At 61.8% G+C, this 12423-nt stretch carries 11 protein-coding genes and 1 pseudogene; 2 read left to right on the top strand and 10 right to left on the bottom strand.

Translation table 11 applies throughout. The features are described from left to right. Positions 1 to 191: 191 nt before the first annotated feature. Positions 192 to 1760: a winged helix-turn-helix domain-containing protein gene (locus RMO18_RS15770; RefSeq protein WP_309667191.1), complete on the bottom strand. Its 1569-nt coding sequence runs from the start codon at positions 1758 to 1760 to the stop codon at positions 192 to 194. A gap of 137 nt (positions 1761 to 1897) precedes the next feature. Between RMO18_RS15770 and RMO18_RS15765 the strand changes: the two genes are divergently transcribed. Then, positions 1898 to 2173 carry a hypothetical protein gene (locus RMO18_RS15765; protein ID WP_309667190.1) on the top strand — a complete coding sequence of 92 codons (276 nt, stop codon included), beginning with the start codon at positions 1898 to 1900 and terminating at the stop codon, positions 2171 to 2173. A gap of 381 nt (positions 2174 to 2554) precedes the next feature. Here the strand turns inward: RMO18_RS15765 and phoB are convergent, their stop codons facing one another. The 9 genes and pseudogenes from phoB to RMO18_RS15720 all read right to left on the bottom strand — a co-directional run bounded on the left by phoB (position 2555) and on the right by RMO18_RS15720 (position 11282). After that, positions 2555 to 3247 (bottom strand): phosphate regulon transcriptional regulator PhoB, encoded by a 693-nt coding sequence (gene phoB, locus RMO18_RS15760; protein ID WP_309667189.1) that lies wholly within the window; start codon positions 3245 to 3247, stop codon positions 2555 to 2557. A gap of 2 nt (positions 3248 to 3249) precedes the next feature. Beyond that, positions 3250 to 3963, bottom strand: a complete 714-nt coding sequence (gene phoU / locus RMO18_RS15755; protein WP_309667187.1) for a phosphate signaling complex protein PhoU — start codon at positions 3961 to 3963, stop codon at positions 3250 to 3252. 11 nt (positions 3964 to 3974) lie between these two features. Next, positions 3975 to 4772, bottom strand: a complete 798-nt coding sequence (gene pstB / locus RMO18_RS15750) for a phosphate ABC transporter ATP-binding protein PstB (protein ID WP_309667185.1) — start codon at positions 4770 to 4772, stop codon at positions 3975 to 3977. 24 nt (positions 4773 to 4796) lie between these two features. Then, complete coding sequence (gene pstA / locus RMO18_RS15745; RefSeq protein ID WP_309667184.1) at positions 4797 to 6149, bottom strand: phosphate ABC transporter permease PstA; 1353 nt, start codon at positions 6147 to 6149, stop codon at positions 4797 to 4799. Continuing rightward, on the bottom strand, positions 6146 to 7609 hold the full coding sequence (gene pstC / locus RMO18_RS15740) for a phosphate ABC transporter permease subunit PstC (RefSeq protein WP_309667183.1): 1464 nt from the start codon (positions 7607 to 7609) through the stop codon (positions 6146 to 6148). Before pstC ends, pstA begins: the two co-directional genes overlap by 4 nt. A gap of 60 nt (positions 7610 to 7669) precedes the next feature. After that, positions 7670 to 8721, bottom strand: a pseudogene (locus RMO18_RS15735) (substrate-binding domain-containing protein). Between the two features lie 114 nt (positions 8722 to 8835). Then, on the bottom strand, positions 8836 to 9756 hold the full coding sequence (gene rbsK, locus RMO18_RS15730) for a ribokinase (RefSeq protein ID WP_309667182.1): 921 nt from the start codon (positions 9754 to 9756) through the stop codon (positions 8836 to 8838). A 1-nt stretch (position 9757) separates the two neighbouring features. Further along, a complete protein-coding gene (locus RMO18_RS15725) occupies positions 9758 to 10210 on the bottom strand; it encodes an RbsD/FucU family protein (RefSeq protein ID WP_309667180.1) in 453 nt (150 codons plus the stop codon). After that, positions 10203 to 11282, bottom strand: a complete 1080-nt coding sequence (locus RMO18_RS15720) for a sn-glycerol-3-phosphate ABC transporter ATP-binding protein UgpC (protein WP_309667178.1) — start codon at positions 11280 to 11282, stop codon at positions 10203 to 10205. Before RMO18_RS15720 ends, RMO18_RS15725 begins: the two co-directional genes overlap by 8 nt. Before the next feature lie 288 nt (positions 11283 to 11570). Between RMO18_RS15720 and RMO18_RS15715 the strand changes: the two genes are divergently transcribed. Further along, positions 11571 to 12423, top strand: an 853-nt coding sequence (locus tag RMO18_RS15715; RefSeq protein ID WP_309667176.1) for an extracellular solute-binding protein, incomplete at its 3' end; no start/stop codon positions are given.

The following is a 12423-nucleotide window of genomic DNA, read 5'->3' as shown; positions in this document are numbered from 1 at the left end:
GTTTCTGGACCGGTTGGAGGGGGTGTTGCTGGGGAAGGGTTGAGGGGGTGGCTTTGCGTCCAGAGCAGTCGTTCGATCTAGTCACAGGCTCGAACCGATCTCGACGGCGTGGCACGACGCTTTCGGCCCAAAGCTGACCTTTCGGCTCGCTTCAGATCATTCCAGAAAGCTGCTGCTCGTCATTTAGAAGTTCAGTCCGGAAATCCGGCAGAACGGAGCGCCGAACGAATCCTGTTGCGAAAATCTGCATCCGCGTATGGCATTGACTTCAGATACTTGGTGATCGACGGGTCCAGTCGTATTTCACGCACGACACGCGCCCAGCGGGCAGCGGCTTCTGTACGACCGTCAAGCTGGCACAACGCAACGGTCGCCATCACGATTCGGATATGGCTGGTTGCAGTGCGCGCCGCCAGCACCGCCAGGTCGGCAGCGGTCGCGTAGTCGCCATCAATTCCGAAGGATAGCGCCTTCATAATGCGCATCGGGGCAAGCATCGGATCGAGCGGGCTGAGCCGGATCGCCGTATCAACATCCGCGCGAGTCTCGACCGTCTGACAGCGGACCAATTGCAGGAAGGCCCGCGAGTAATGGCCTTTGGCATAGTTCGGGCTCAATTCAATCGACCTGTCCAGCCAGACCATGCCGTCATCCGGGCTGCCCGTCAGGATGTGCAACCGTCCCATGGCTGCATTCGCGTAGGGATCAAGTGGATCAAGATCGATGCTACGTTCGGCCGCGAACTGGACGGCGGCCCGTGCGGCTTGGGGATCAGGGACATAACCCATCATCGCGTCCTGAAAACTGGTGTACGCCCGGGCTGCAAAAGCGGTGGAAAAGCTGGGGTCGAGATCGGTTGCGCGGCGGAAGAGACTGCCCGCAATTGCATTGTCATGCGCGTTGAAGCGATAGGCATGGCTTAGCCCGAGGTGGTAGGCCTCCCAGGCATCCAGGCGCTCTACGGGCTTGCCGCGCGCCAGCGCCGCTTCGGTCTGCGGGATCCGGAGGTCCAGTGCCGCGATGACCGCGCCCACAATCTCATGCCGGACGGCGTGCACGTCGGCAACGGGTCGCTCGAAACGGTCGGACCAGATCAATCCCTCATTCCGAGTGTCGACGAGATCTACACTCACCTCCAACTGCGTGCCGAAAAGTTCGACGCGACCGGAAAGGCAATAGCTCGCCCCAAGAACGCTGTGCAGTCCGGCAAGGTCCACCTCGGTATTTCGGAACCGGAATGTGGATTCGCGTGCGATCACACGCAACCAGCGCAGGCGGGCCAGCGACGAAATGATGTCGGCCGGGATCGCGTCGCTCAGGCTTGCAAAGGCATCCGGCAAACCTATCCGGCCGAACGGCAGAACCGCAACGGTCGGCCTTTCACCACGTGTATCCTCTGCGACAGGTCGTTCTGCCTGCGGAGCGGGGCCGCCCACAGCGTTTTCCGTCGGTCTGATCCTGACTGGCGCGACAAAACGATGGCCAATCCCGCGAATGGTCCGGATGAAACTTTGTGTGTCCCCATCATCCCCGAGCGCCCTGCGAACGGCCTTCAACGCAGTCGAGACAGCCGCGTCCGAAATGAAACGCCCGGCCCAGACCACCGCGATCATTTCTTCCTTGCTGATGACGCGTTCGTTGTTCTCGACGAGCAGGCACAGCAGCCTGAAAACCTTGGGTTCGAGTTTGACCAAGCCCGAAACCGTCCGAAGCTCGGCGCGATCCGTATCGAGTTCAAATGGGTCAAATAAAAGTTTCATGCACAAGCCTAGCAAATCCGCACCCACCGCTCAACAAGTCCTCAGCCAGTCCACAAGCGGCGACGTGACACCGGGCGTAATGTTGTGCCATTCACCGTGCCTGGCACAGGCGCGGAACGCAAAACGGGAGGCCCGCCATGATCCACGTATCCGAAAACAACGTGACCCCTGCAAAGCCGATCAACCTTCACGACAGAGCCAGGCCCTTCATGGCCTGGATCGCGGCGGTCATTGGTGTGACCCGCGCCCCGGTGGACAAGATTGATGCGGCGCACGCCTTGCGTTGCCACCGCGCATCCTTCCTGGTCGAGGATATCCAGGACACCGGCATCGACCCATCCGATGCCACAGGGATCGCGGCATGGCAGCCTGACTTGCCGTTCTTCATGCAGAGTGGTTTCGGCCAGAGGTGAAGGCGGAGCCGACATTTTGGGCTGGCTTCTGGCTCCTTACGCCCAGCCTGTTGTCGACGCCATGGAAAGGTCTCTTTCCATACACAGAAGTGGCCCGTGCCGAGGGCCATGGCGTTAGGGGAAGACGTTCGAAGGGCCGCTTTCCGCCCTCGACGTCCGTCTCGCCGCGACTGCAAGCGAAAACTGACCGCCCGCACCGAATGTCAAGAAGGTCCGCAAAGCGGACATTCAACCAGACCCATTGGCACCACATTGGCGCACAGTCTCCGCGGGAGTAGTCAAGATACCGGCGCGATTGGTCCAGAATACTAACAATCCGTTAAAACGGACCAGCTAACCCATTGATTTAAATACACCCAGACCCTTGTCCACGCGTGGACATCACCCCAAGGCGTAGCCCGCACCCCTGACCGTCCGGACCGGGTCCTCGCCGCCAAAGGTCATCAAGGATTTCCGCAGCCGCCCCACATGCACATCCACAGTCCGGGTATCGACATAGATGTCCCGCCCCCAGACCAGATCCAGCAACTGCTCGCGGCTGAACACCCGCCCCGGCCGCTCCATCAGGGTGACCAGCAGCTTGAACTCCGTCGGCCCCAGCTTCAGCACCTTCTCGGCCCGGTAGACCCGGTGCGTTTCAGGGTCCAGCCGGATGTCGTCATGCTCCAGCACCACCCCCGCCGTCGAAGGCCGCACCCGCCGCAACTGCGCCCGCGCCCGCGCCATCAGCTCCAGCACCGAATAGGGCTTGATCACATAATCGTCCGCGCCCGTCTCCAGCCCACGGATGCGGTCCACCTCTTCGGCCCGCGCCGACAGCATGATGATCGGAATGCCCCGCGTCTCGGGCCGCATTTTCAGGCGGCGGCAGACCTCAATGCCAGACACCTTAGGCATCATCCAGTCGAGAATGATGATATCAGGCGCCTCCTCATCGACCAGGATCATCGCATCCTCGCCGTTATCGGCCTGGGTCACATCGAACCCTTCGGCCTCCAGGTTGTAGGCCAGCACGGTCCTTTGTGCCGGCTCATCCTCCACCAGAAGGACCGTCGGTTGTCCTGATCGTGCCATACTCAGCTCCTCGTGGCCGCTGGGGCCGTACTGTCAACTTTCGGGCGCTCATCCCCTGGCATGGCTCCGGTCACCAGATAGATCACCTGCTCGGCCACCGAGGTCGCGTGGTCGCCGACCCGTTCAATGTTCTTGGCGATGAAGTGCAGGTGCATGCAGGGCCCAATGTTGCGCGGGTCCTCCATCATGTGGGTCAGAAACTCGCGGAAGATAGAGTTGTACATCTGGTCGATGTCGCGGTCGCGCTGGCGGACATCCTCGGCCAGCTTCACATCGCGGCGGATATAGGCATCCAGCGCATCGTTCAGCATCTGCACGACCGCCTTCGCCAGCCTGCGGATTGATCCCGACGCCCCCATCACCTGCGGCATCTGGCCCAGCACGACGGCCCGCTTGGCCAGGTTCTTGGCGTAGTCGCCCGCCCGTTCCAGCGCTGCGGAAATCTTCATCACGGTCAGCACTGTCCGCAGATCACCCGCCGCTGGCGCGCGCAGCGCGATCAGCCGGGCGCATTCCACGTTGATCTGGTCTTCCAGCGCATCGATCGCCTTATCGCCGACGCGCACCCGGGTGGCAAGATCCTCATCGCGGGCATCCAGCGCCTCGGCTGCGTCGAGCAGTGCCGTTTCCACCAGCCCGCCCATCCGCATCACCAAAGCCTGCACGGCTTCCAGATCGCGGTCGAAAGCAGAAAGGATATGAGTAGTGTTGTTCATGCTGCTGCTCCTCAGCCGATCCGGCCAGTGATGTAAGCTTCGGTGCGCGGGTCTTTAGGACTGGTAAAGACGCTACCCGTCTCGCCATATTCGACAAGGTTGCCCAGGTGGAAGAAGGCCGTCTTCTGGCTGACGCGGGCAGCTTGCTGCATCGAATGGGTGACGATCACTACCGAGAAACTGTCGCGCAGTTCGCTGATCAACTCTTCCACCTGTGCGGTGGCGATGGGGTCAAGCGCGGAGCACGGCTCATCCATCAACAGCACTTCGGGCGAGGTGGCGATGGCGCGCGCGATGCACAGGCGCTGTTGCTGACCGCCCGAAAGCCCGGTTCCGGGAGAGGCAAGGCGGTCCTTCGCTTCGTTCCAAAGTGCCGCCTTGCGCAGCGAGGTTTCGACGATCTCGTCAAGCTCGGCCTTGGTCCGCGCCAAGCCGTGGATCTTCGGCCCGTAAGCCACGTTGTCATAGATCGACTTCGGGAACGGGTTCGGCTTTTGGAACACCATGCCGACCTTTGCCCGCAGTTGCACCGGATCGACCCGCTGATCGTAGATGTTCTCGCCGTCCAGCTGGATCATGCCGCTGACCTTGCACGACACGATGGTGTCATTCATCCGGTTCAGACAGCGCAGGAACGTCGACTTGCCGCAGCCCGACGGCCCGATGAAGGCCGTGACGGTGTGGTCAAGGATTTCGACGTTCACATCCTTCAGGGCGTGTGTGGTGCCATAATGGACCTGCACGTCCTTCGCGCTGATCTTGGTTGCATGGGTTTGCACGTTCCGCTCCACCAGTCGCATGTCGTCCATGGCTTCAGTCTCCAAAATCTGCACTTACCAGCGCCGTTCGAATTTGCGACGCAACAGGATTGCAGCAACGTTCATCACGACCAGAAAGGCCAGAAGCACGATGATGGCACCCGACGAGCGTTCGATAAAGGCCGGATCGGCCCGTTGTGCCCAGCCATAGACCTGCACCGGCAAGGCCGTTGCGGGGTCCAAAAACCCTTCGACCGGGGCGGAAGGATAATTGTCGACAAAGGCAACCATACCGATCAGCAGCAGCGGCGCGGTTTCGCCCAGCGCCGTTGCCAGCCCAAGGATCGTACCCGTCAGGATACCCGGCGCAGCCAGCGGCAGCACATGGTGCAGCACCATCTGCATCTTTGATGCGCCCACGCCCAGTGCCGCATCCCGGATCGACGGCGGCACCGCGCGGATTGATGCGCGGGTGGCGATGATGATGGTCGGCAACACCATAAGGCTGATCACCAGACCACCAACCAGCGTCGATGACTGCGGCAAGCCCATGAAGTTGATGAAGATCGCAAGGCCCAGAATACCGTAGACGATTGAGGGGACAGCCGCGAGGTTCGAGATGTTCACCTCGATCAGGTCAGTCCAGCGGTTCTTGGGGGCGAACTCCTCCAGATAGATCGAGGCGGCGACGCCGACCGGCACGCACATAATGGCCACCAGGATCATCAGGTATAGCGAGCCGAGGATGGCCACGCCCAACCCGGCCGCTTCGGGGCGCTGATCAGAGGCGTCGGGGTTGGTGAAGAAGTCCCAGTTCCACTTGGTGCTAAGGATGCCGGCCGCGCTCAGCCGATCCGCAAGCTGCAGTTGTTCCGGCGAAATCTGATTGTCGCGGACCGCAGTCTCCATCGTCACCCGGCCCTTGAGATAGCCATCCACCCGGCCCGTCGCCAGCAAATCTGCGCTGATCGTGGTGTCAAGCAGCGCCGGGTTCGCCAGCACCGTTGCCCGAAGGTCGCCAGCCGCGTCCTTGGACACCATCGCCGACAGGTCCTTGGCCGAAAGCCCGCCAGTATCGACGCCCTTGGCTTTCAGTTCGGCGTCGAAGGCGGCGGCCAGCAGCTTGTTGTAGCCGACGGTCGTGACCTTCAGCATGTCATCCCGATTACCGTTGCCCTCTGGGTCAAGCAGCTCGGATGACAGGGTGACAGGAATGGTCAGCTTGGCTTGATAGAACGAAGACACGCCGTCCGAAAAGATCGTCCACAGCATGATGAAAAGGGTGGCCAAGCTGATGACGATGGCGGCGATCCCATAGATATGGAAGCGCAATTCCGAAGCGTTGCGGCGGCGCATGCTTGCAGCTTCGACCAGGATGGAGTGTTTCGGTCGCCCTGTGGCAGGGCCCGATGCGGTGAAATCGGTCATTCGTACTGCTCCCGGTACTTGCGCACGACATAGAGTGCCAGCACGTTCAACCCCAGTGTTATGACGAACAGCGTCATGCCAAGCGCAAAGGCCACCAGCGTTTCGGGCGAGGCAAAGTCGGTGTCGCCGGTCAACTGGCCGACGATCTTGACGGTCATCGTGGTCATCGCCTCGAATGGGTTCAGGTCCAGCTTTGCCGCCGCCCCTGCCCCCATCGACACGATCATCGTCTCGCCGATGGCGCGGCTGGCCGCCAGCAGGATCGCGCCCACAATACCCGGAAGTGCCGCTGGCAGGATCACCTGCTTGACCGTTTCGGATTTCGTCGCGCCAAGCCCGTAAGACCCATCGCGCAGCGATTGTGGCACCGCGTTGATGATGTCATCGGCCAAGGACGAGATGAATGGAATGTTCAGGATGCCGATCACGATACCCGCCGTCATCACCGACGACCCGCTGTTGCCAAGGCCAAGCGGTTCGGCAAAGTAGTCGCGCAGCAATGGTCCGACGGTGACAAGGGCAAACAGGCCGAAAACCACCGTCGGGATCCCAGCGATCACCTCGATCAGCGGCTTGACCACGGAACGGACCCTTGGGGTGGCATACTCCGCCAGATAGATCGCCGCGAAAAGGCCGATCGGCACCGCGACCAGCATCGAAATCAGGCTGATGTACAGCGTGCCCCACAAAAGCGGGATGAAGCCAAGCTCCGATCCACCGCGGAAGTTTGGCGACCAGGTCAGGCCAAAGAAGAAATCGGCGATCGGGTAAAGCCTGAAGAAATTGATCGTCTCGGACAGCATCGACCAGATGATCCCGACCGTGGTCAGAATGGCAACGGTAGAGGCCGCCATCAGCAGGCCAAGCACCACCGCCTCAACGCGGTTGCGGGCGCGAAACGAGCCGCGCGTGACCCGCACAGCATAGGCAAAGCCGCCAATCGCCACCGCCAGCACCAGAAACATCCGCCATATCATGCCCGTGCCAGACATCGCGCGGTAGGACTGGGCGGCAGCCAGTATATTGGGTGATACGTCTTCGGCCAGCGCCACGCCCGACTCGGCCAGCGCGGCGCGCAAGGTTGCGCCCCCGTTGGTTTGCAATGCGCCCGAGGCGTCCTCGGTCACGGTCCCACTGGCAAGCGCCACGTCAAGGCCGTCGGCAAGTCTGCGCACATCCGCCATCGCAAGGGCGCGGGCGGTGTCGTCCGATGTCAGTTCCAGGGGAAGTTGCGATGAGACGCGCGCCTCGATCAGCAGGGGCTGTGCGATCAGCCAGACAACCAGCGTCAGAAAGGCCGGAAGCAGCACCATGATCGCGCCATGCCAGCCATAGTATCCGGGCAGGGAATGCAAGGTTCCCGGCCGCCCTCCACCAAGCGCCAGCGAACGGGCACGGCAGACAACATAGGCAGCACCTGCCAACACGACGACAACGGCAAGAAGAAGCAATAGGGTCATGGCATCCCGATCACGGCAAAGGTGAAAGGCGGCGCCGAAGCGCCGCCTTATCGTTTCGGCTTATTCCAGCGGACCCATCGGGGTCTCTGCCGCAACCGCAGCCTGGGTCGCCTTGAGGTCCGGGTCAGACACCAGACCGTACTCGGCCAGCGGGCCATTCGGGCCAGCCATGTCGTCGGACACGAAGAACTCGACGAATTCCTTCAGGCCGGGGATCACGCCGATATGCGCTTTCTTGACGTAGAAGTAGAGCGGACGCGACACCGGATACTCACCCTTGGAGATGGTGTCGGCGTTCGGGAGGATGGCATTCATCGTGGCAACGCGCAGCTTGTCGGTGTTGTTCTCGTAGAACGACAGGCCGAACACGCCCATTGCGGTCTTGTCCGCATCGATCCGTGCCAGCGTTTCGGTGTAGTCGCCGTCGATGTCGACCGATTTGCCATCGGTGCGCAGCTCGTGGCAGGCCTTCTTGGCGTTGCCTTCCTTTTCTTTGTCGTCCTTGCCTTCGGCAACGGCCATGTACAGGTCCAGTGCGCCGGCTTCTTTGCAACCAGCTTCGATCACCTTAGTGTCGAACACTTCACGGGTGCCGTGCTTGGTGCCGGGAACAAAGGCCAGGATCGGCTGTGCCGGCAGGGTAGCATCCGCTTCCGACCACATTGCGTTGGTGTTTTCTACCAGCGCGCCGTCCTTGACGGTCTTGGCGGCCAGAGCGTTGAACACCGCCAGCGGGGTCAGCGCGAACTCCGGGCCATTCACGTCGGACGCAAAGACGATCCCGTCATAGCCGATGCGGACTTCCATGATCTCGGTCACGCCATTGGTGGTGCACAGGTCGATGTCGGACTGCGAGATGCGCGAGGACGAGTTGGCGATGTCGACGGTGGTTTCGCCACGCCTTCGCAAAGCTTCTTGCGTCCGGCACCCGAACCGCCGCCTTCAACAACCGGCGATGGGAAATCGAAGTTTTCGCCGAAGGCCTCGGCGACGATGGTGGCATAGGGCAGAACGGTCGAAGAACCGGTCACCTGAACCTGATCGCGGGCTTCAGCCGCAGTTGCCGCTGCGGCAATTGCCAGCGCGGAAACGGTGAGGTTTGCAAAGCGCATGTGTCACTCCTTGGGTTGCACGAGAGCCCTGTGAGTCGGCCCTTGAAGCATGCTCTAAGGACCGCCGGTGACGTATATGCGTAACTTTTGTAACAGATATGCGACAGTGCTGGGTCAGCCGCGGGCAAGCCGCGCGTCGATCTCCGCGCGGGATGGCATGGCCGGCGCAGTACCGGGGCGGGTCACCGAAATGCCCGCCGTGGCACAGCCAAAGCGCACCGCGTCGACCACATCCATGCCTTCAGCCAGCGCCACGGCAAAACCGCCGTTGAACGCATCACCTGCGCCTGTCGTCTCGACCACGGGGCCAGAACTGATCACCGGGATATGCACTGATCGCGCCTTGTCGCGGTACAAAGCACCCTTGTCGCCCAGCGTGATCACCACCGCGCCCACGCCGCGTGCCATCAACGCATCAGCGGCTTTCTCAGCCTCGGCGACCGTGGTTACCGGCAGACCGGTCAGCGCCTCTGCCTCGCTCTCGTTCGGGGTCACATAGTCGCAAAGCCGCAGAATGGCATCATCCAGCGTTGCGGCCGGGGCCGGGTTCAGGATCGTGCGCACGCCGGCCGCACGGGCAATTTCCAGCGCACGATGCGCGGCCGGGATCGGCTGTTCCAGTTGCGTGACGAACACCGATGCGGATTCGATCAGCCCGCGACGCGCCTCGACATCCTCGACCGACACCCGCCCCGCAGCACCGGGGGCCACGATGATCGCGTTGTTGCCGGTCGCATTCTCGATAAAGATATAGGCCGCGCCGGTATAGCTGTCGGCGTCTTCGGTCACTTCCGGGTGCACGCCAGCCTTTGCCCATGTGGCACGGGCGATATCGGCAAAGGCGTCCTTGCCAAGGCGGGTGATGAAATGCGTGCGCCCCCCCGCCATTGCCGCCGCGACCGCCTGGTTGGACCCCTTCCCGCCCGGCCCCAGCACGAAGGAATTGCCAAGGATCGTCTCGCCCATCTTTGGTTGGCGTTCTGCGCGATAGGCCGTGTCGGCAACGAAAATGCCAAGGATCACAATCGGTTTCATGTCATGCCTCCGGCGCAATCACGCCCTTGCGCAACATGAAGCAGCCGTAGAACCGCCGCTCGCCCGTCTGGATGACCGCATAGGCTTGGCGGGCCATGTCGTAGAACGCAAACCTCTCGATCGAGATCATCGGGCGCGCACGGCCTTCGGCGCGGTCAATCTCGGCTTGTACCTCTTGCTGCACCGGGGGGACTTCGTTTGGCGCGCCGACCACTTCCATCCGGCCGGCGAAGTCATCCACGAACGTGTCCAGCGGCAGCACCGACAGAATGGCATTCACCGCCTGCCCGCAGGTCAGATTCTCCATCCGCAACAGCTTGCCGGTCACCGTGGCCCGCGCCACCGAATCCGCCGGAAAGTTGGTGTCTGACACGATCAGCACATCGCCATGCCCCATCGCGCGCAGCACGCCCAGCACTTCGGCATTCAGGCGATTGTCTAGTCCCTTAAGCATCCTGGCCTCCCGAAATCCTGACACCGGTGGATTTGTCGAATACATGCACCCTTTCAGGATCAGGCGCAAAGGTCAGCGCATCGCCGGGGCGGAAACTGACCCGGTCCCGGAACAGGCCAACGATGTCCTGCTCGGCCACGCGCAGCACCACATGGGTTTCCGACCCCGTCGGTTCCACGACCGCGACAGTGCCGGACAGGCCCTGCGCGCCCACCGTCAGGGCCTCGGGGCGGATGCCATACGTCACCTCGCGGCCAACCTCCAAGGTTGTGGCAGCAGGTAACGGCAGCAAGGCATTGCCCGCCTGCAACATCCGCGCGTCGCCGTGCTGCACCACGCGGCCCGCCACCATATTCATTGACGGGCTGCCGATGAAGCTTGCCACAAAGGTATTCGCAGGCCGGTCATACAATTCCAGCGGCGCGCCGACCTGTTCGATCCGGCCGCCCTGCATCACCACGATCTTGTCGGCCATGGTCATCGCTTCGATCTGGTCGTGGGTCACATAGACAGTCGTTGTCTTCAGCCGCAGGTGCAGTTCGCGGATCTCGGTGCGCATCTGCACCCGCAACTTGGCGTCAAGGTTGGACAGCGGCTCGTCAAACAGGAACACCTGCGGGTCACGCACGATGGCACGCCCCATCGCCACCCGCTGGCGCTGGCCGCCTGACAGCGCGCGGGGATACCGCTCCAGATACGGCGTCAGTCCCAGGATTCCGGCCGCACGCGCAACGCGACTGTCAATCTCGGCCTTGTCCATTCCGCGCATCTTCAGCGCAAAGCCCATGTTGGCCGCAACCGTCTTGTGCGGGTAAAGCGCGTAGTTCTGAAACACCATCGCGATGTCACGTTCCGAAGGCGGCAGGTTGTTCACCCGGCGCGTGCCGATGCGGATATCGCCGCTGGTGATTTCCTCCAGCCCCGCGATCATCCGCAGCAGCGTGGATTTTCCGCAGCCCGACGGACCGACAAGCACCACAAAGTCACCGTCCGGGATATCAAGATCAAGGCCGTGAATGACCTGCACCCCGCCGTAGAACTTTTTCAGGTCGCGGACTGTGACTTCGGCCATCGGCCATATCCCCCTCTTTTGGCGGTGAAACTAGCCACTAGGGGCGAAGCTGTCCACCTGCTGATCATACTAACATGTTAGAATCTTGACAGACCCTTCGGGCCTTGCCAAGCTTACCCGTGAGGAAAGCTGTCGCTTGGGGAGGGGAGGTCCCAAGTCCGTTGCACGTCGCACTGCAAGGCGCAGGCTGTTCAGCCGCTCTGGAAACGTAAGCCGAATGCGTAAACCGCGATAAACACAGCCCCGGTGGCACAAGCCAGAAGCGGGGTATCAAAGGGAGGACTGGTCGTGAAGGTCGATATCTACAACGCAATGGTGCGCTCCAGGATGAGCCGCCGCCGGATGCTGCAAGGCGCCACCGCGCTGACAGCGCTGGCAGCACTGCCGATGAGCATGCGCCCCGCAATGGCGCAGGACAACGTCCGCGCCGAAATTCTGAAGATTCCGGGCGTGGGCATGGGTTCGCCGACCGATGCCGATTGGCAGAAGGTCGGTGAGATGTGCCTTGGTTCCACCAAGGCCAACGTGACCGAGGGCGAGTTTGCCGGGGTTGAACTGACCTTCTTCGGCATCAACAACAACGGCTTGCACAACATCCTGTTCCGCGGCCTGCTGAAGGGCTGGGAGGCCTATACCGGCGCCAAGATCAACTGGATCGATCTTGCACAGGCCGATTACAACCCGCGTCTGCAGCAAAGCATCGCCACCGGCACCGTCGATTTCGACATTCTTGCCATGGGTGCGCCACTGGAAGGCGACACCGCCAGCAAGGGCCTGCTGGACGAGATGCCCGACTGGGTGAAAACTCAGATCGAGATGGACGACTATGTGAACTATCTCAAGGCGCCGGTTGGCACATGGGATGGCAAGACCTACCGCATCTCGATCGACGGCGACTGCCATACCTTCGCCTATCGCAAGGACTATTTCGGTGAGGGTGCCATCGGCGGGGCCGAAGTGCCGAAGACGTGGCAAGAGGTCAATGCCGTGTCCAAGGCCCTGGTCGGCCAGACCGATCCACTGACAGGTCAGGGGGCTGTAGGCTATCTCGACCCGCTGAAGGGTTGGGGCGGCTTTGGCTTCTACTTCCTGGAAAACCGCGCGGCGGCTTATGTAAAGCATCCGTCGGATCCTGCATGGC

It is taken from the genome of Tabrizicola sp. (assembly GCF_031377265.1).
Taxonomy (GTDB): Bacteria; Pseudomonadota; Alphaproteobacteria; order Rhodobacterales; family Rhodobacteraceae; genus JAUYQR01.
Note: the sequence above shows the minus strand (reverse complement) of the source record. Positions and strands in the feature narration are given on the sequence as shown.